This window comes from Curtobacterium sp. 9128, from assembly GCF_900086645.1.
Classification (GTDB): Bacteria; Actinomycetota; Actinomycetes; order Actinomycetales; family Microbacteriaceae; genus Curtobacterium.
Genome location: NZ_LT576451.1, coordinates 2,902,597 through 2,922,095 on the forward strand (window position 1 = coordinate 2,902,597; position 19,499 = coordinate 2,922,095).

Sequence of the window (19,499 nt, forward strand, 5' to 3'; positions counted from 1 at the left end):
GGCGCCGGTCGCGATCGGTTGCAGCAGATCGCGGCGGAAGAGACCTTCAGGCCTCGGCGTACCCGGTACGCCCCCTGAAGGGAAACTCCTTGGACGTCCCGTTCCTCGTCTGGATCATCACCATCGCCGGCATCCTCGGCCTGCTGGTGTTCGACTTCTTCTCGCACGTGCGCAAGCCGCACGTGCCGCACATCCGCGAGTCCGCGTTCTGGTCCGTCGTGTACATCGCCCTGGCGATCGTGTTCGGCATCGGGATCTGGGTCTTCGGCGGGCACCAGGCCGGCGGTGAGTACTTCGCCGGGTGGCTGACGGAGAAGGCCCTGTCGGTCGACAACCTGTTCGTCTTCCTCATCATCATGTCGTCGTTCGCGGTGCCGAAGGAGTTCCAGCAGAAGGTCCTGCTCGTCGGCGTCGCGATCGCCCTCGTGGCCCGTGGCCTGTTCATCGCGCTCGGCGTCACGATCATCGACAACTTCTCGTGGGTGTTCTACCTGTTCGGGGCGCTGCTGTTCTGGCTCGCGTGGTCCCAGGCCCGCAGTGGCAACGACCACGGTGCAGACGAGGGCGATTCCCGCCTCATCCGGGTCCTGAAGCGGATCATCCCGACGTCGGACCACTACGACGGTGACCGCCTGACCACGAAGGTCGACGGCAAGCGGCTGTTCACCCCGATGCTGCTCGTCATGGTCGCCATCGGCCTCACCGACGTGCTGTTCGCGCTCGACTCGATCCCCGCGATCTTCGGTCTGACGCAGGACGCCTTCATCGTCTTCACCGCGAACGCGTTCTCGCTCCTCGGACTCCGACAGCTCTACTTCCTCATCGCGGGACTGCTCGAGCGGCTCATCTACCTCGGCCAGGGGCTCGCCGTCATCCTCGGGTTCATCGGCGTGAAGCTCGTGTTCCACGCCATGCACGTCAACGAGCTGCCGTTCATCAACGGCGGCGAGCACATCGAGTGGGCGCCGGAGATCCCGATCTGGTTCTCGCTCGGGTTCATCATGCTGACGATCGCGGTCGCGACGGTCGCGTCCCTCGTGGTCTCGAACAAGCGCCGTGCGCGCGGCCTGACCCCGACGGGCTCGCAGCCCACGGTGTCCGCGGAGGCCGACGCGAAGTAGCCGCGAAGTAGCCGCGAAAGCGACAGTTCCCCGCCGGAGTCCAGCGCGGAACTGTCGCTTTCGCGGTACTCCCCCGCGGGCCGGCGGGCAGCCGGGCCGGCGCAGCCGCTACGCGGCGTCGCGACGCTGGACGCGCTGGCCGACCACGGCCGAGACGCCGTCCTGCCGCATGGAGACGCCGTACAGCGCGTCGGCGATCTCCATCGTGCGCTTCTGGTGCGTGATCACGATGAGCTGCGAGGCCTCGCGGAGTCGCTCGAACACGGTCAGCAGCCGGCCGAGGTTCGCGTCGTCGAGCGCCGCCTCGACCTCGTCCATGATGTAGAACGGCGAGGGCCTCGCGGTGAAGATCGCCACGAGGAGCGCCACCGCCGCCAGGGACCGCTCGCCGCCGGACAGCAGCGTCAGGCGGTCGATCTTCTTGCCTGCTGGCTTCACCTGCACGTCGATCCCCGTCCCGAGCAGGTCGGTCGGATCGGTCAGCGTGATCGACCCGGACCCACCGGGGAAGAGGATCGGGAAGATGACGTCGAAGGCCTCGCGGGTGTCGTTGAACGCCGACTCGAAGATGGTCTGCATCTTCGCGTCGAGCTCCTCGATGATCGTCATGAGGTCGGTGCGGGTCTTCTGCAGGTCCTCGAGCTGCTCGGCGAGGAACGCGTGCCGCTGCTCGAGCGCCTGGAACTCCTCGAGCGCGAGCGGGTTCACCTTGCCGAGCTGACCGAGGTCGCGTTCGGCTGCCTTCAGCCGGCGCTCCTGTTCGGCGCGCACGTAGGGCACCGTCTCGACCTCGGTGAGGTCGACGTCGTCGGTCGCGTCGAACTCGGGCAGCGCGGGGCCGCCGGGCAGGGTCGACTCGGCGTCGACGAGCTCGGGGACGTCCACGTCCAGGTCCACGTCCACATCCACGGAGTCCACGTCGGCGGAGTCGAGGGAGTCCGCGTCGACGTCCTCGTCCTCGTCCGGAACGACCGCGGCTGCGGCGGCGGCCGCCCGCGAGGCATCCCGGTGCTTCCGCGCGAGCACCCGGGGGTCGATGAGCACGTCGACGGGTACGGGCACGTCGGGCCCGTACTCCGCCACCAGGACGGCCTCGACGAGCCCGAGCTCGCTCTGCGCCCGGTCGAGCACGCCGGACACGTGGAGCTTCTTCTCGTAGATCTCCATCTCGAGCGAGTGCACACCGTCGGTGATCGACTGCAGGCGATCCCGCAGCTCGCGTTCCTCGTTCCGGATCGTCTGCAGCTCGGTGTTGCGCTTCGACCGTTCGGACTCCGCGGTCGCGAGTTCCACGCGCGCCTCGGCCAGCGAGCGGTCGACCGCGCCGAGCACCTCCGGCAGGTCCGCGAGGACACTCTCGGCCGTCGCCATCTGTCCACGTCGGATGACCGCGAGCCGTGCCGCCTCCTCGGCCGCCGCACGCTCCGCCTCGAGCTGCCGGTCGAGCTGGTCGGCACGCGACCGTTCTGCCCTCGCCCGCTCGCGCACGGTGTCGATCTGGATGCGCTGTTCGATCTCCGCGGCACGCGCCGCCTCGAGCGCGTCCTGCAGCGCCGGTCGTTCGGTGGCGTCGACGGTCGGTCGCGGCGCACCAGCGTGCTCCTGCTGCGCCTGCTCCGCCTCGGCGAGGACGCGTTCCGCTGACTCGACGGCGCCGTCCGTCTCACCGAGCGCGGCCCGGAGTCGCTCGACCTCGGCGAGGGCGTTCTCCGCCTTCGCCCGGACCGACGCGCTCGTCCGGTCGTACTCCGCCACCGCAGCGGCGTGCGCGCGGCTCGTCCGGTCTGCGTCGTCCGCAGCGCGGCGCGCGTCGTCGACGTCGGTTCGTGCGGCCTGGAGGCTCGTGGCGAGCTCCGCCGCGGCCGTCGCGATGGCATCGCGACGCGTCACCGCATCGTCCCGTTCCGCGACGAGCTCGATGCGCGAGGTGGTGCGCTCACCGCCGCCGGTCACGCGGACCGCACGGACCAGGTCACCCGACCGCGTCACGACCGTCGCCTGCGGGGCGGCGGTGAGCACGGCCTCCAGATCGACGTCGTCCGAGTCGGCGACCAGCGTGTCCGCGAGGATCGCGGACAGCGCGGGCGGGCCGCTGACCAGGTCGAGGGCGCGGCGGACGCCAGCGGGTGCGGAGGAGCCGGCCGCGGTCCCTGCGGCGTCCGCGACGACCACGTCGATGCGACCGATGTCCTCGGTGCGGGCGTGTGCGACGGCGTCGAGGGCGGCTGCGCGGTCCTCGGCCAGGACGGCGTCGGCGAGTCCGTCGAGCGCCGCGGCGATGGCGGCCTCGAAGCCGGAGGTGACGGTGAGGTGGTCGGCGAGCCGGCCGACGATCCCGGCACGCCCCGCCTCGATGAGCGCCTGGGAACCGTCGCGGACGTCGATCGACATGCCGAGAGCGGCAACGCGCGCGTCGAGCGCGTCCCGCTCGCGTTCCATGCCGTGCAGCCGGTCGCGGAGCTCGTCGCGGGCGGTCTGCGTCCGTTCGAGCCGCTCGCGCGCGGCGTCGAGCGCAGTCTGCAGGGCATCGGCGTCGGTGTCCGCCGACGGGTCCGTCCCGACGTCCGCGAGGGCCGCCTCGGCGAGCCGGGAACGTTCGGTGGCCTCGGTGAGCGCGCGCTCCCGTCGCTCCCGGTCGGCGACGGCGGAACCGCGCTTGGACCGTGCCACGTCGACCGCACTGGCGAGCCGCTGCGCGTCGAGGTCGTGCTGGGAGACGAGCGCTGCCTGCGCGGCGATCCGCTCGTCGAGGGCGTCGAGGGTCGCACGGGCCTGCCGGACCCGGTCGGCGGCTGCTGCCATCCCCTGCTGCATCGCGGTGGCCTGGGCGTCGAGCCGGTCTCCTTCGGCCCGGACGCCGGCGACCTGCTCGGTGGTGATCGTGGGGCCCTGCTGTGGAGCGTCCGACTGCTGCGCAAGGAGTATCAGCCGCTGGTTGGCGAGGCTCGACAGGCCGCGGAGCCGTTCCTGCACGCTCTCCAGTCGGTGCACGACCGTGCGGGCGCGGTCGACGTCGTCGCCGACCATGCTCTGCTCGACGTGCTGCTGCCGGGCGCGGGTCTGGTCGAGGCGTTCGGTGAGGACGATGCGCTCGGACTTCCGGCCGGCCTCGACCTCCTGGTGCTCGTGCAGCTCGCGGCGCAGGCGGACGACGTCGTCCGCCAGGATCCGGGCCTTGGCGTCCCGGGCGACGGCCGCGACGGACTGGGCCTTGCGTGCGACCTCGGCCTGGCGACCGAGGGGCTTCAGCTGACGACGGATCTCGCCGGCGAGGTCGGACAGACGCGTGAGGTTCGTCTGCATGGCGTCGAGCTTCCGGAGGGTCTTCTCCTTGCGCCGACGGTGCTTCAGGATGCCGGCCGCTTCCTCGATGAACCCGCGGCGGTCCTCGGGGGTCGCGTGCAGGACCTTGTCGAGCTGCCCCTGGCCGACGATGACGTGCATCTCGCGCCCGAGGCCGGTGTCCGAGAGCAGTTCCTGCACGTCGAGCAGACGGCAGTTCTCACCGTTGATGGCGTACTCGCTGCCGCCGTTCCGGAACAGCGTGCGGGAGATCGTCACCTCGCTGTAGTCGATCGGCAGGAGCCCGTCGGTGTTGTCGATCGTCAGGAGCACCTGCGCCCGACCGAGCGGGCCACGGGTCGAGGTGCCGGCGAAGATGACGTCCTCCATCTTGCCGCCACGGAGCGTCTTCGCCCCCTGCTCCCCCATCACCCACGCGAGGGCGTCGACCACGTTGGACTTGCCGGAGCCGTTCGGGCCGACGATGCAGGTCACCCCCGGCTCGAACGCGAACGTCGTCGGTTGCGCGAAGGACTTGAACCCCTTGATGGTCAGGCTCTTCAAGTACATGGCGGTCTCCGGGTGTGTCGCTCGTCGCGCTGCTCGCTGGCTGGTGTCTCGCTGTTCGGCGTCAGGCTAACGCCTGCGAGCGCGCGGACGCGGCTGGCACACGGGGCAGATGTGGCTGGACCGGTTCATGAACGCCTCGCGCACGATCGTCGTGCCGCACCGCGGGCACGGCTTCCCCTGCTGGCCGTAGACGTGGAGCCGTTGCGAGAAGTAGCCGGACTGACCGTTCACGTTGACGTACTGGGCGTCGAAGCTCGTGCCACCGTCCTCGAGGGCACGCGCGAGCACGCTGCGGACCTCGTGGAGGAGCAGCAGCACCGATGCCCGCGGAAGACGGTCTGCCGGCCGGTCGTAGTGGAGCTTCGCGGCCCACAGCGACTCGTCGGCGTAGATGTTGCCGATGCCGCTCACGACGCCCTGGTCGAGCAGCACCCGCTTGATGCCGCTGGAACGCTTCCTCGCCATCTGCACGAACCGGTCGTCGTCGAACGCGGGGTCGAGCGGGTCGCGGGCGATGTGGGAGACCTGGGTCGGGATGCTCCGACGCCACGGGGCATCGGGCTGTCGGTCGTCCACGGCGCCGGCGAACCCTGCGGGGGCGCCGTCGATCGTGGGCACCATCGCGTCGATCGCCATCGAGCCGAACGTGCGCTGGTCCACGAACTCGAGCTCGACGGGAGACTCCTGCGTGCCGTCGCGGTCCGACCCACCCGGCTGGACGTCGATGACGATGCGGCGGTGCTTCGCCGCCGGGCGGTCGCGGCCGAGCAGGATCTGCCCGCTCATGCCGAGGTGTGCCACGAGCGCTTCTGCCCGGCCGTCGGCGCCCGGCTCGGCGAGCGGGAGCCAGATGAACTTCCCACGGCGGACGGCGGCGGCGATGGTCCTGCCTGTCAGGCGGTGTGCGAAGTCCTCGGCGGGGCCGTCGTGGCGCGTGAGGGCCCGTTCGTCGGCGACGTGCACGGCGAGGACCCGTGCGCCGCTGACCGCGGGTTCGAGGCCGGCGCGGACGACCTCGACCTCGGGGAGTTCGGGCACGCGCTAGGACCCGGCGGGCTCTGCGGCGCCGGCGGGCTCTGCCGCGCGGTCTGGCGCCGCCGTCGCGCTGTCGTCGGTGCTCCGGCCGGAGAGGCGCGTCCAGGCGTCCAGCGCCGCGGCCATCTCGGCGGTCTTCTTGCTCGACCCGGAGCCCGAGGCGATGTCCTCGCCCTGCAGCACGACGGTCGCGTGGAAGGTCTTGTCGTGGTCAGGGCCCTCTTCGGTGACCCGGTAGGCCGGGTTGCCGAGGGTCAGCGACGACGCGAGCTCCTGCAGGCTCGTCTTCGGGTCCATCGCGGCACCGAAACGGTCGGGGTCGATGAGCAGCGGCTCCACGAGGCGCAGGACGAGCGCGGTCGCTTCGTCCGGTCCGGCGGAGAGGTACGTCGCGCCGATGACGGCTTCGACGGTGTCGGCGAGGATCGACGACTTGTCGCGGCCGCCGGTCAGTTCCTCGCCCTTGCCGAGACGCAGGTAGGCGCCGAGGCCGTTGAGCCGGGCGATCTCCGCGAGGGCGACCGTCGAGACGAGGCTCGCCCGGCGCTTGGCCAGGTCGCCTTCGTCGAGACCAGGGAAGTCGCGGTAGAGCTTCACCGTCACGGCTTGACCGAGGATGGAGTCACCGAGGAACTCGAGGCGTTCGTTGTGCCCGATGCCGCCGTGCTCGTACGCGAACGAGCGGTGCGTCAGGGCGAGTTGGAGCAGCTCCGGGGACACGTCGACCCGGAGGAGTGCACGAAGACGAGCGACGTCCGACCCCGCGGGGTTGGACCCCGTGGAGCCGGACGTCGCTGCCATGCGTGCTACCGAATCAGACGTCGGCGACCTTGCGGCCCTTGTACTCCATGTACAGGGCGGTGCCGGCCGAGTCCTCGACGACCTTCGCGCGGTGCGGGAGGCTGTAGGTGACCTTGCCGTTCTCGATCGTCTTCACGAGCTGGACCGGCGCGGCCTTCCACTGCGAACGACGGGCGTGCGTGTTGGCACGGGATTGCTTGCGCTTGGGAACGGCCATGGTGGTTCTCTTTCGGTTGGTCGGTGGTCAGTCGGTGGAGGTGCTGTGAGCGCCGTGCTCGGTCTTCAGCTGTCGTTCTCGGACTTCAGCTGTCGTTCTCGTCGAACGTCAGTCCGTCGAGCGCAGCCCAGCGGGGATCCGTCGGCTCGGGAGCCGTGCGCCCCGTGTCTGCCAGGCGCTCCCCCGTCACCGGGTCGAGTCCTGGGCAGTCCGGTCGGCAGACCGGCTGGAACGGCAGTGACAGCACCACCGCGTCTCGAACGACCGGTTCAGAATCCACGTGGTCTTCGTGAACATGGAAGTCGAAATCCTCCGAGGCATCATACGCGAACAGCTCGGCGAAATCGACTTCGACCGGTTCGCTGATGTCGATGAGGCAGCGCGAGCACTGCCCGGTGGCCTCCGCCGAAGCGTGCCCGGAGACGAGCACGCCCTCGTGGAGGCCCTCGAGCCGGAGCTCGATGTGGATCGGAGCGCCCTCGCGAACGGCCACGACCCCTGCCCCGAGGGTCTCGGGGACGGTGATGTCGAGCGTGTGCTCGCGCATCTCGCCCGGGCGGTGCGCGAGGTCACGCACGCGCAGGGCGTAGGGGCTGTTCACGGGGGAAGACACGATCGACCATCCTAGCGCGGACAACGGCTGACGTCGAGGAGCGCGCTGCCGTGTCGTCTCAGCCGACGGCGTTCCGGAGTGCTTCGTCCACCACGACGGGCACGTACGGCGACACGTCTCCGCCGAGCGTCGCCACCTGCCGGATGAGCGAACTCGAGACGTGGGCACGCGACGCCTCCGGCAGCAGGAACACCGTCTCGACGTCGGCGAGGTGCCGGTTCATGATCGCCATCGGGGTCTCGTACGCGACGTCCTCGCCCGAGCGGACGCCCTTCACCAGGACCGTCGCGCCGACCTGCCGGCAGTAGTCGACGAGGAGCCCGGCGGTCCACTCCCCGACCCGGATGTTCGCCGGCGCATCGGTCTCGGCCAACGACTCCTCGATCAGCCGGACACGATCGACGGCGTCGAACATCGCGGTCTTCTTGTCGGGGTTGTGCACGACGAGCACGTGGACCTCGTCGAAGAGTCCTGCCGCCCGACCGATGACGTCGAGGTGCCCGAGGGTCACGGGGTCGAAGGAGCCGGGGACGACCGCGATCTGCGTCATACCCGCGACGATACCTGCCCCGCCGCCGGTTCAGTTCTTGCCGAGGAAGGCCGCGTCGGACTCGTCCAGACGCCGGGCGAGGGCGTCTCGGAGCTCGGGCTGCCCGTCGAGCGACGGGTCGATCCCGAGCAATCGTTCGGCTTCTTCCCGCGCATCGACGATGATGTCGGCGTCCCGCACGACCCGGAGCAGGTTGAGGGACGACCGCCCGCCGGACTGCCGCTCCCCCAACACGTCGCCTTCGCGGCGGAGCTCGAGGTCCACGCGGGCGAGCTCGAAGCCGTCGTCAGACCCTTCCACTGCATCGACCCGCTCGCGCGAGGTGGTCTCGAGCTCGGCGGAGGTGACGAGCAGGCAGACGCCCGCGTACTGCCCACGACCGATGCGGCCGCGCAGCTGGTGGAGCTGGGAGACGCCGAACCGGTCGGCGTCGAGGATCGCCATCATCGACGCGTTCGGCACGTCGACACCGACCTCGATCACGGTGGTCGCGACCAGGACGTCGATCTGGCCGGCCGCGAACGCCGTCATCACGCGGTCCTTCTCGTCGCCGGTCATCCGGCCGTGCAGGACCTCGATCCGACGTCCGTCGAGGACCGGCATCGTGCGCATCCGCTCCGCCGTCGCGAGCACTGTGGCAGGCGCACGCTTCGGTGTGTCGTCATCCGCGTCGACTTCCGGCTCGCCGTCGTCCTCGGCGTGGGCGTCGTCGATCGCCGGGCAGACCACGAAGGCCTGCCGGCCGGCGCCGAGTTCCTCGGCCATGCGGGTCCAGATCCGCGACTCCCACCCGGGGTGCTCGGCGAGCCCCACCGTGAAGGTCTCCACCCCCGCGCGACCCGACGGCATACCGGCGATCGTGGAGACGTCGAGGTCGCCGAAGACGGTCATCGCGACGGTGCGCGGGATCGGCGTGGCGGTGAGGACGAGCACGTGCGGCGGCCGCTCGCCCTTCGTGCGGAGTGCTTCACGCTGCTCGACACCGAACCGGTGCTGCTCGTCGACGACCACGAGGCCGAGCTCGGCGAAGTCCACCTTGTCGCCGAGCAGCGCGTGCGTGCCGACGACGAGCCGGGAGCTGCCGGACGCCGCCGCGAGGAGCGCACGACGGCGTTCGTCGGTGGACTGCGACCCCGTGAGGATGACCGGGCGGAGTTCGGCGGCGAGGTCGGGGCCGAGGAACTTCACGATCGAGCGCAGGTGCTGCGCCGCCAGGACCTCGGTCGGGGCGATGAGTGCCGACTGCCCGCCGGACTCCGCGACCGTCAGCATCGCGCGGATGGCGACGAGGGTCTTTCCGGAGCCGACCTCGCCCTGGACCAGACGGTGCATCGGCCACGACTCCGTCAGGTCGTGCGCGATCTCGTCGCCGACGGCGCGCTGGTCGTCGGTCAGGGTGAACGGCAGCGTCGCGTCGAAGCGCTCGAGGATCCCACCGGGCGACGCGGTCCGCGGGGTCGAGGCCGTCGCACGTGCGGCGATGCGGCGCTGGACCAGGGCGGTCTGCAGCACGAACGCCTCTCGGTAGCGGAGGGCGTCCTGCGCACGCTTGAAGTCGGACACCTTCTCCGGGCGGTGCAGCAGTTCGAGCGCACGACGGAACGGCACCAGGTCGAGCCGGGTCCTGACGCCGGACGGGATCGGGTCGGCGATGTCCGGCAGGGTGTCGAGCACCACCGCCATGGCCTTCGCGATCTGCCACGAGGACAGCGACGCGGTGGCCGGGTAGATCGGGATCGGCTGCCGCGAGAACCGGATCGCTTCCTCGGACTCGGGGTCGGCGGTTGCACGGGGGTCGTCCGCGTCGAACAGTTCGTAGTCGGGGTGCGCGAGCTGCCGGGCGCCGCGGTAGTCGCCGACCTTGCCCGCGAATATCCCGCGGGCGCCGACGACGAGGTCCTTCGTCCGCCAGCCCTGGTTGAAGAACGTGAGCGTCAGCAGGCCCTTGCCGTCACCGATCTTCGCTTCGAGGATGGAGCCCCTGCGCTGGCGCATCGTGCGTTCGCGGACGTCGACGACCTCGGCGACGATCGTCACCGATTCCCCGATGGCGAGCGAGTCGAGCGCCGTCAGGGCACCGCGCTCGGCGTAGCGACGTGGCGCGTGCTCGAGGAACTCCCCCACCGTGCGGTACCCGAACGCCTTCTCGACGGCCTTGGCGGTGCGGCCGCCGAGCACGTTCGCGAGCTTCGTGTCCAGCGGCGCCGGACCCCACTGCAGGTCGGACGGGGCTGCCGGCGCGGCGGATCCTGAGGTGACCACACGGCAACGGTACCCGGCACGACCGACGTGCACCGAGCCTCCAGGACGACCTGTGGAGAACGTCGGAACGCGACCTGGTGGCCGCTACGGTTGCTGCATGACCCGCATCATCGCCGGCGCCGCCGGTTCCACGACGCTCCGGGTGCCGAAGTCGGGCACCCGACCGACGAGCGACCGGGTGCGCGAAGCGCTGTTCTCCTCGCTCGAGTCGCGCGGGCTCGTCGACGACACGGCCGTGGCCGACCTCTACGCGGGGACGGGTGCACTCGGGCTCGAAGCGGCCTCGCGCGGCGCGGTCGAGGTGGTCCTGGTGGACCGGGCTGCTGCTGCCGCGGCGGTCTGTCGCGAGAACGCGCGCACCGTGCAGCAGCGGGTCCCTGGTGTCCGCATCGACGTGCACGCGCAGCCGGCCCTGGGGTTCCTCCGCGGGACCGTCCGGACGTTCGACCTGGCGTTCATCGACCCGCCGTACGACGTCACGGAGTCCGAGATCGCCGAGGTGCTCGACGCGCTCGTCCCCCGGCTGACGCGCGACGCCGTCGTGATCGTCGAACGCAGCAAGCGGTCGCCGGAACCGACCTGGCCCGCCGGCCTCGAGCCGTTCAGCAAGCGCAGTTACGGCGAGACCGTCGCGTGGGAGGCCGTGGTCGCCACCGCCTGACGCTGCCGACGGGCGGCGCTGCCGACTCGGAACGACACCGCCGTTGTCGTACGACAGCGATCCTGTCGCTCCTTCCACGCGCAACAGTTGCGTGCGCCGGGCAACGACACCGCCGTTGTCGTACGACAGCGACTCTGTCGCTCCTTGCACGCGCAACCACCGCGCGCGCTCGCGCACCGCCCCCGCGCGCCGCGCACCGCACCGCACCCGCGCACCGCCCCGAGCGCAAGCGCCCGCGCCCCCTCAGCCCGCGACGCCGTCCCAGTCCGCGTACGGGTCCCACCCGGTCGTCGGGACGCCGACACCGTCGCGCACGAGGTCGGCCGCGCCGCGCTCCAGCACGACACCGATCCGCCGGAACCCCCCGGGCAACACGGCGTCCGCCGGGAACGTCGCGAGCAGCCCGTGATCCTCGCCCCCGTGCAACGCCACGTCGTCGAGCGCCGCGGAGATCTCCAGCGTCACCCGACTCGACCGTGCAAGTCGCCCGGCGTCGATCGCGAGCCCGTCCGACAGGTCGAGCATCGCCGTCGCACCGGCAGCGGCGGCGAGCGGCCCGTCGGCGATCGGCGGCACCGGTCGGCGCTGGCGCCCGACGTCCGGGTCCTCGTCGAGTCCGGTGGCGACCACCGCGGCCCGCGACGGCTCACCGTGCGCGTCGACACCGGACCGGAACAGCCGAGCGAGCCCCCGCGCCGCGCGACCGAGCTCACCCGAGACGGCCAGCACGTCGCCGACGCGTGCCCCCGACCGCAGCACCGGAGCACGGTCCTGCAGGTCGCCGAAGGCGGTCACGGCGACCGTGAACGCCGATGACGTGGACAGGTCTCCCCCGACGACCCCGCACCCGGGAGCGAGCGCGTCGACCGCGAGCCGGAACCCGTCCGCGATGCCCTCGAGCACCGCGACGGGCGTGTCCTGCGGTGCGGCGATCGCGACGACCAGTCCAGAGGGCACCGCACCCATCGCGGCGACGTCCGAGAGGTTCGTCGCCGCGGCCTTCCACCCGACGTCCGACGGCGACGACCACGCCCACCGGAAGTCCGGACCGTGCACCATCATGTCGGTCGTCACGACGAACCGGCCATCGGGAGCCGCCACCACGGCGCAGTCGTCCCCCGGCCCGACGAGGGGCGACCCCTGCGGCAGCCGCGACGTCACCCGGTCGAGCACGACGAGTTCACCGAGCTCCCCGACGGTCGGTCCGGTCCAGGGCTCGTCCTTCGCGTCCACACGAGAACGGTAGCCTGGACTCTCGATGGACACTGTGCGCCGCCCCCTGCGGATCCTCGCCGGACTCGGCGTCGTGGTCGCCCTCGCCGCCGGACTGACCGGGTGCACGAACGCCGTCACGATGACCGCAGCCCCGTCGGCGAACGCCGCAGCGTGTGCAGCCGCCCAGGTCCGCCTGCCGGACACGGTCGACACGAAGTACCAGCTCCGCAACACGAACGCCCAGTCCACCGCTGCGTGGGGCGACCCCTCGGCGGCGCTCTACCACTGCGGTGTCGCTGTCCCGACGGTCTCCGACCTGCCGTGCTTCTCGAAGGGGTCGGTCGACTGGATCCGCGACGACGAGGGGAGGCAGATCGTCTACACGACGTTCGGGCGTGACCCCGCGGTGCAGGTCGTCATCGACTCCACGAAGACCACGGACCAGGTCCTGCAGGACATCGGCAACGCCGTCGAGACGCTGCCGAAGGACGGGCACGAGTGCCTCGACCCGTCCGACGTGCAGGGCTGACGCGACCCACCACCGGACGGGAGGCTCGTGGCGGGCCCGCCACGAGCCTCCCGTCCGTTCCGGTGCGCGCTGATGCCCCGGACGGTCCGAGACCGCGTCAGCGGACGGCGGCGCGACCCAGCTCGATGAGCTCGGCGACGAGCTCCGGGTAGCTGACCCCGGTGGCCGCCCAGCAGCGCGGGTACATCGAGAACGGGGTGAAGCCCGGCATCGTGTTGACCTCGTTCACGACGAAGCCGTCGTCGGTCAGGAAGCAGTCGACGCGGGCGAGTCCGGAGCCGCCGATCGCCTCGAAGGCGCGGGCACCGATGGAGCGGATCTCGTCGGTCTCGGCCTCGGTCAGCGGCGCCGGGCAGAGGAGCTGCTCGTCCCCGCCGAGGTACTTCGACGCGAAGTCGTAGAAGCCGTCCTCGGCGACGACGATCTCGCCGGGCAGGCTCGTGCGCGGCGTGCCGTTGCGGCCTTCGAGGACGGCGACCTCGACCTCGCGACCGACGACGCGGGGTTCGACGATGACCTTGCTGTCGTGCTCGAACGCCAGGTGCATCGCCGCTGCCAGCTGCTCGGGTCCGTCGACACGGGACACACCCATGCTCGAACCGGCCCGGGCGGGCTTCACGAAGAGCGGCCAGCCGTGCGCCGCGATCGTCTCGGCGACCCCGAGTTCGTCGGCCTGCCACTGCCGACGGAGCACCGTCGTCCACGGGGCCACGCGGAGCCCGGCGTGCTCGAGGACGGCCTTCGCGACGTGCTTGTCCATCGCGAGCGCACTCGCCAGGACGCCGTCCCCGGCGTACGGCAGCCCGGCGATCTCGAGCATGCCCTGGACGGTGCCGTCCTCGCCGAACGGACCGTGCAGGATCGGGAAGACGATGTCGACGGGGATCGTGGTGACGGTGCCGTCCTGGTGCTCGACGGTCAGCTGCCGCGGCTCGGCGGCGCTCGGGAACCGGACGCGCGTGCCGTTGTCCGGCACCGTCGGCAGGTGCTCGCCGACGAGGGCCCACTGCTCCGGGTCGTCCGGCTGCAGCGTGAAGGCACCGTCCTTGGTGATCCCGACCGGGACGATCTCGTACGCGGTGCGGTCGACCGCGTCCATGATCCCGCCGGCGGTCACACAGCTGATCTCGTGTTCGCTCGACCGGCCGCCGAACAGGACGACGACGGTGGTGCTGCTGGTGGTCATGGGCGCTCCTGGTTGCAGAGTGGCCGGACCGGTCACTCGCCCTGGGGCTCGTCGGTCTCGGTGAGGTGCGGCGCGATGTTGCGCGGATCGAGCCTACCGGCGAGGACCTCGCCGACCTGCCCGACGATGGGCATGTCGACGCCGTTCGCCCGCGCGAGTTCGAGGATCGGCGCGACGGACGCCAGCCCCTCCGCGGTCTGGTTCATCTGCCGGACGACCTCGTCGAAGCGGTACCCCTGGCCGAGCAGTCGCCCGGCGGTGTTGTTCCGCGACAGCGGCGACTGGCAGGTCGCGATGAGGTCGCCGAGCCCCGCGAGACCGGACAGCGTCGAGGGCTGGGCGCCGAGCGACACGGCGAACTCCGTCATCTCCGCGAGCCCGCGGGTGATGATCGACGCCTTCGTGTTCTCGCCGTAGCCGACGCCGTCCACGATGCCGATCGCGACGGCGATGAGGTTCTTCAGCACCCCGCCGAACTCGGTGCCGATGACGTCCGTGTTGATGAACGACCGGAAGTAGGGGTTCGTCGCGACCGCGGCGACCGCACTGGCGGTGTCGGCACTCGTCGAGGACACCACGGCCGCGGTCGGCTGCCGTCGCGCGATCTCGAGCGCCAGGTTCGGACCACTGGCCACCGCGATGCGGTCCTGGTCGATCTCGAGTCCCTGGAGCAGGACCTCGCTCATCCGGAGACCGGTGGCCTTCTCGACGCCCTTCATCAGGCTGACGACGGGGACGTCGGCCGGGAGCAGTTCGCGGATGGCCTCCAGGTTCGACCGCAGCGTCTGCGACGGCACGGAGACGTAGACCTGCTGCGCGCCCTGCAGCACGGCGGCCAACGAGGTCGACGCGGTCAACGTGCGCGGCAGGTTGATGCCGGGCAGGTAGTCCGAGTTGCGCTTGGTCTCGGTGATCTCCCGGGCGACCTCGGGTCGACGCGCCCAGACGACGGTCTCGGCGCCGCCCTCGGCGAGGACCTTCGCGAACGTGGTCCCCCAGCTGCCGGCACCGATGACCGCCACGCGGGGCTTGTCCGTGGACTGCATGACCACGCGGATCGCGGCGGTGTCGACCGCGCCACGTGCGGCAGCCGTGGGATCCGGGTGGTCGTCGTGCGGGCGGAGGCCTGGTGCGCCGGCACGCGTGCCGGTGCTGGGTGCGTCACTCAAACTTGCCGGTTTCCTTCTGGTTCTTCGTCGACGGGTCCCACCGGGTCGCCGGCGCCTGCTCGCCACGGAGTTGCTCGACGAGCTCGGTGATGCGGTCCATCAGGACGGCGGTCGCCTCGGTGAGCAGCTGCTGGTCGATCGGGCGTCCACGGAACGCCGACAGGTCGACGGGGTCGCCGAACACGACGTCCACGCGCGACGGCGGGAACAGCCGGAGCTTGTTCGAGTACCGCGCCATGATCTGCTGCGTGCCCCAGTGCGCCATCGGGATGAGCGGCACGTCGTTCTCGAGCGCGATCCGCACCGCGCCGGTCTTGCCGCGCATCGGCCACAGGTCGGGGTCGCGCGTCAGCGTCCCCTCCGGGTACACGATCACGGCGCCGCCGCGCTCCATGAGGGACCGGCCGCCGCCGAGGGGATCGCTGATGCGGGTTCGACCAGACCGCTCGACCGGGATCTGCCCCATGCCGCTCATGAGCTTGCCGAACACGGGGACGCGGAACAGCGACGCCTTCGCCAGGAATCGCGGCTGCCGGCGGCTGAGGTACACCGCGGTGCCCACGACGAGCGGGTCGATGTTCGTGTAGTGGTTCGGCGCGAGGACGAACGCCCCCTGCTCCGGCAACCGGTTCCGGCCGTGCCAGTGGTAGCGCGCGGTGAACCGGAAGGTCGGGATCACGAAGAACGCGGTGATCCGGAACGCCAGGTTGAGGTCACCACGCTTCCACCGACGGCCGGGGTTCGGCAGGCCGGTGGTCACACGGTCGAGGTCGCGGCCGGGCGTGCCGTCGGGCCTGCCGCGGTCGCCGCCGGGCACGCCACGGTCGTTGCCCGCGGGCGCGCCGCGGTGGTCGTCAGCCATCTCAGCCAGCGAAGTCGAAGTCCGCCCCGAGCTTGCGCAGCTTCGGGATGAAGTGCTCGTACCCGCGGCTGATGATGCCGACGTTCGTGATGTGCGACTCCCCCTCGGCGGTCAGTGCCGCGATGAGGTGGCTGAAGCCGCCGCGGAGGTCCGGGACACGCACGTTCGCGCCGTGCAGCTTCGTCGGGCCGGTGATCACCGCTGCCTGCTCGAACGGACGACGGGCGACCCGGCGGTCGTGCCCGGGGAGCCCTTCCTTGTGCACGACGATGTCGGCACCCATCTCGTTGAGGGCCTCGGTGAAGCCGAAGCGGTTCTCGTAGACGGTCTCGTGCACGATGCTCTGACCGTCGGCCTGGGTCAGCGCGACGACGAGCGGCTGCTGCCAGTCCGTCATGAAGCCGGGGTGCACGTCGGTCTCGATGACGACGGGCTTCAGGACCTCGAGCTCCCGGTAGAACCGGATGCCGTCCTCCTGGATGTCGAACCCGCCGCCGACCTTCCGGAAGACGTTGAGGAACGTCATGAGCTCCTGCTGCTTCGCGCCCTCGACGAAGATGTCGCCGTTGGTCGCGAGTGCGGCGGAGGCCCAGCTCGCTGCCTCGTTGCGGTCGTTGATCGCGCGGTGGGTGTAGCCGCGGAGCGACTCGACGCCCTCGATGAAGATCGTGCGGCTCGGCTCGACCGTGATGATCGCGCCCATCTTCTGCAGGATCGCGATGAGGTCCATGATCTCTGGCTCGATCGCGGCGTTCCGGAGCTCGGTCGTGCCGTCGGCGAGCACCGACGACAGCAGGACCTGCTCGGTCGCACCGACGCTCGGGTACGGCAGCTCGATGTTCGCGCCCTTGAGGCCGTTCGGCGCCGTGATGTGGATGCCGGAGACCTGCTTGTCCACGACCGCACCCATGGCGCGCAGCGCGTCGAGGTGGAAGTCGATCGGGCGGTCGCCGATGCGGCAGCCACCGAGGTCGGGGATGAACGCCTCGCCGAGCTTGTGCAGCAGCGGGCCGCAGAACAGGATCGGGATGCGGCTCGACCCGGCGTGCGCATCGATCTCGGCGAAGTGCGCCGACTCGACGTTCGACGGGTCGAGGATGAGCTCGCCTCGTGCAGGATCCGTGATGCGCACACCGTGCACCTCGAGCAGCGCGCGGACGACCTTGACGTCGGAGATGTCCGGGACGTCCTTGAGGATCGACGGGGTGTCGCCGAGCAGGGAGGCCACCATGGCCTTCGTCGCGAGGTTCTTCGCGCCGCGGACCTCGATGCGTCCGACCAGCGGCTTGCCGCCGCGGATGACGATCTCGTCCGACTTCAACCCGACGCGTGCCCCAGCTGCTGCTGCGTCCTGTACGAGAGAGTTCACTACTTCACCGGCAATGTTTTCGGCCGCCAGTTTCCACGGCGGGATTCGAACTCCGTGATCGAGGTCTCGTCACGGAGGGTGAGCCCGATGTCGTCGAGCCCTTCCATCAACCGCCAACGAGTGTAAGCGTCGATCTCGAATGCCACGTCCACATCGCCCAGCGACACGCGCTGCGCCGCGAGGTCCACGGTCGCCTCGATGCCCGGGTTCGCCTCGATGGCGGCCCACAGGCGCTCGACTTCCGGTTCGGTCACGATTGCGGTGACCAGGCCCTGCTTGCCCGCGTTGCCCTTGAAGATGTCCGCGAACCGGGGCGAGATGACGACCCGGAAGCCGAAGTCGCGGAGTGCCCAGACGGCGTGCTCGCGCGACGACCCGGTGCCGAAGTCGGGACCGGCGACGAGCACCTTCGCGCGGTCGAAGGGCTCCTGGTTCAGCACGAACGACGGGTCCTGGCGCCACCCGGAGAACAGCGCGTCCTCGAAGCCGGTCTTGGTGACGCGCTTGAGGTACACGGCGGGGATGATCTGGTCGGTGTCGACGTTCGACCGCTTCAGCGGTGCGGCGATCCCGGTGACGGTGCCGATCTTCTCCATCAGACTGCCCCTTCCAGAGCGGTTGCTGCTTCGGTTTCCAGGTCCCACGGACTCGACAGCGTCCCCCGGACGGCGGTGGCGGCTGCGACGAGCGGCGACACGAGGTGGGTTCGGCCGCCCTTGCCCTGACGTCCCTCGAAGTTGCGGTTCGAGGTCGACGCGCAGCGCTCCCCGGGCGCGAGCTGGTCGGGGTTCATGCCGAGGCACATCGAGCAGCCGGCGAAGCGCCACTCGGCCCCGAAGTCGGTGAACACCTTGTCGAGCCCCTCGGCCTCGGCCTCGAGCCGGACCCGCGCGGAGCCGGGCACCACCATGACGCGGACGCCCTCGGCCTTTGTGCGCCCCTTGATGACGGACGCGAACGCGCGGAGGTCCTCGATGCGCGAGTTCGTGCAGGACCCCATGAAGACCGCGTCGACGGCGATGTCCTTCATCGGCGTGCCCGCGGTGATGTCCATGTACTCCAGCGCGCGCTGTGCCGCTGCCTGGTCGTTGGGGTCGGTGTAGTCGGCGGGGTCGGGCACGGACTCGGAGAGCGAGACGCCCTGGCCCGGGTTCGTCCCCCAGGTGACGAAGGGCTCGAGCGCGTCGGCGTCGATGAACACCTCGGCGTCGAACACCGCGTCGTCGTCGGTGTTCAGCGTGTCCCAGTACGCGACGGCCTCGTCCCAGTCGGCGCCGGTCGGGGCGTGGTCGCGGCCCTGGACGTAGTCGTAGGTGATCTGGTCGGGACCGACCATGCCGGCGCGGGCACCCGCTTCGATCGACATGTTGCAGATCGTCATGCGCCCCTCCATCGAGAGCGCCCGGATCGCCGAACCGCGGTACTCGAGCACGTAGCCCTGTCCGCCGCCGGTACCGATCTTCGCGATGACCGAGAGGATGATGTCCTTCGCCGTCACGCCGGGGCGCAGGGTGCCCTCGACGGTGATCGCCATCGTCTTGAACGGCTTGAGCGGCAGCGTCTGCGTGGCGAGCACGTGCTCGACCTCGCTCGTCCCGATGCCGAACGCCATCGCGCCGAACGCACCGTGCGTCGAGGTGTGGGAGTCGCCGCAGACCACGGTGATGCCCGGCATCGTCAGGCCGAGCTGCGGGCCCACGACGTGCACGATGCCCTGCTCCTTGTCGCCGAGCGAGTGCAGGCGGACGCCGAACTCTTCGCAGTTGCGGCGGAGCGTCTCGATCTGGGTGCGGCTCGTCGGATCGGCGATGGGCCGGTCGATCGCGAGCGTCGGGGTGTTGTGATCCTCCGTCGCGATCGTCAGGTCGAGGCGTCGCACCGGGCGGCCGGCCTGGCGGAGACCGTCGAACGCCTGGGGGCTCGTGACCTCGTGCACGAGGTGGAGGTCGATGTAGAGGAGGTCGGGGTTGCCGTCCTCGCCCTTGACCACGACGTGGTCGTCCCAGACCTTCTCGGCGAGTGTCCTACCCATGACCTCGACCCTTCCGTTCGCATCG

17 protein-coding genes are annotated in these 19,499 nt (G+C 70.7%); 3 read left to right on the forward strand and 14 right to left on the reverse strand.

The genetic code is table 11. The annotated features are described in order from the left end of the window. The first annotated feature begins 89 nt into the window (after positions 1-89). Positions 90-1,121, forward strand: a complete 1,032-nt coding sequence (locus QK288_RS13880) for a TerC family protein (protein ID WP_281264881.1) — start codon at positions 90-92, stop codon at positions 1,119-1,121. 108 nt (positions 1,122-1,229) lie between these two features. On the opposite strand, the gene QK288_RS13885 is transcribed toward QK288_RS13880, so the two are convergent. From QK288_RS13885 to QK288_RS13915, 7 genes are all read right to left on the reverse strand, one after another. Beyond that, entirely contained in the window at positions 1,230-4,973 is a 3,744-nt protein-coding gene (locus QK288_RS13885) for an AAA family ATPase (RefSeq protein WP_281264882.1), read from the reverse strand. A 66-nt stretch (positions 4,974-5,039) separates the two neighbouring features. Beyond that, the gene (mutM, locus tag QK288_RS13890; RefSeq protein ID WP_281264883.1) at positions 5,040-6,011 is read right to left on the reverse strand and encodes a bifunctional DNA-formamidopyrimidine glycosylase/DNA-(apurinic or apyrimidinic site) lyase; all 972 of its coding nucleotides are present in this window, start codon (positions 6,009-6,011) and stop codon (positions 5,040-5,042) included. A gap of 3 nt (positions 6,012-6,014) precedes the next feature. Next, complete coding sequence (rnc, locus tag QK288_RS13895; protein WP_281264884.1) at positions 6,015-6,809, reverse strand: ribonuclease III; 795 nt, start codon at positions 6,807-6,809, stop codon at positions 6,015-6,017. Between the two features lie 13 nt (positions 6,810-6,822). Further along, entirely contained in the window at positions 6,823-7,026 is a 204-nt protein-coding gene (gene rpmF, locus QK288_RS13900) for a 50S ribosomal protein L32 (protein ID WP_058728177.1), read from the reverse strand. A gap of 85 nt (positions 7,027-7,111) precedes the next feature. Continuing rightward, the gene (locus tag QK288_RS13905) at positions 7,112-7,639 is read right to left on the reverse strand and encodes a DUF177 domain-containing protein (protein WP_348639023.1); all 528 of its coding nucleotides are present in this window, start codon (positions 7,637-7,639) and stop codon (positions 7,112-7,114) included. A gap of 58 nt (positions 7,640-7,697) precedes the next feature. Beyond that, positions 7,698-8,189 (reverse strand): pantetheine-phosphate adenylyltransferase, encoded by a 492-nt coding sequence (gene coaD, locus QK288_RS13910; RefSeq protein ID WP_281264885.1) that lies wholly within the window; start codon positions 8,187-8,189, stop codon positions 7,698-7,700. A gap of 30 nt (positions 8,190-8,219) precedes the next feature. Then, a complete protein-coding gene (locus QK288_RS13915) occupies positions 8,220-10,409 on the reverse strand; it encodes an ATP-dependent DNA helicase RecG (protein ID WP_281267597.1) in 2,190 nt (729 codons plus the stop codon). Between the two features lie 139 nt (positions 10,410-10,548). On the opposite strand from QK288_RS13915, the gene QK288_RS13920 reads away from it, so the two are divergent. Further along, positions 10,549-11,112 (forward strand): RsmD family RNA methyltransferase, encoded by a 564-nt coding sequence (locus QK288_RS13920; RefSeq protein WP_281264886.1) that lies wholly within the window; start codon positions 10,549-10,551, stop codon positions 11,110-11,112. A gap of 243 nt (positions 11,113-11,355) precedes the next feature. Here QK288_RS13920 and thiL read toward each other — a convergent pair whose 3' ends face one another. Continuing rightward, positions 11,356-12,345 carry a thiamine-phosphate kinase gene (thiL, locus tag QK288_RS13925; protein WP_281264887.1) on the reverse strand — a complete coding sequence of 330 codons (990 nt, stop codon included), beginning with the start codon at positions 12,343-12,345 and terminating at the stop codon, positions 11,356-11,358. Between the two features lie 25 nt (positions 12,346-12,370). On the opposite strand from thiL, the gene QK288_RS13930 reads away from it, so the two are divergent. Further along, entirely contained in the window at positions 12,371-12,856 is a 486-nt protein-coding gene (locus QK288_RS13930) for a DUF3515 family protein (protein WP_281264888.1), read from the forward strand. A 97-nt stretch (positions 12,857-12,953) separates the two neighbouring features. Here QK288_RS13930 and QK288_RS13935 read toward each other — a convergent pair whose 3' ends face one another. The 6 genes from QK288_RS13935 to leuC all read right to left on the reverse strand — a co-directional run bounded on the left by QK288_RS13935 (position 12,954) and on the right by leuC (position 19,474). Beyond that, positions 12,954-14,042, reverse strand: coding sequence for a D-alanine--D-alanine ligase family protein (locus tag QK288_RS13935; protein ID WP_281264889.1), 1,089 nt, complete (start codon positions 14,040-14,042; stop codon positions 12,954-12,956). A 32-nt stretch (positions 14,043-14,074) separates the two neighbouring features. After that, positions 14,075-15,088, reverse strand: coding sequence for an NAD(P)H-dependent glycerol-3-phosphate dehydrogenase (locus QK288_RS13940; protein WP_281267598.1), 1,014 nt, complete (start codon positions 15,086-15,088; stop codon positions 14,075-14,077). A gap of 115 nt (positions 15,089-15,203) precedes the next feature. After that, positions 15,204-16,073, reverse strand: coding sequence for a lysophospholipid acyltransferase family protein (locus QK288_RS13945; RefSeq protein WP_281264890.1), 870 nt, complete (start codon positions 16,071-16,073; stop codon positions 15,204-15,206). Position 16,074: 1 nt separating this feature from the next. After that, on the reverse strand, positions 16,075-17,442 hold the full coding sequence (gene murA / locus QK288_RS13950) for a UDP-N-acetylglucosamine 1-carboxyvinyltransferase (protein WP_281264891.1): 1,368 nt from the start codon (positions 17,440-17,442) through the stop codon (positions 16,075-16,077). Continuing rightward, positions 17,442-18,038, reverse strand: a complete 597-nt coding sequence (leuD, locus tag QK288_RS13955) for a 3-isopropylmalate dehydratase small subunit (protein WP_281264892.1) — start codon at positions 18,036-18,038, stop codon at positions 17,442-17,444. The genes murA and leuD overlap by 1 nt, the downstream gene beginning before the upstream one ends. Next, on the reverse strand, positions 18,038-19,474 hold the full coding sequence (leuC, locus tag QK288_RS13960) for a 3-isopropylmalate dehydratase large subunit (protein WP_281264893.1): 1,437 nt from the start codon (positions 19,472-19,474) through the stop codon (positions 18,038-18,040). Before leuC ends, leuD begins: the two co-directional genes overlap by 1 nt. Positions 19,475-19,499: the final 25 nt, after the last annotated feature.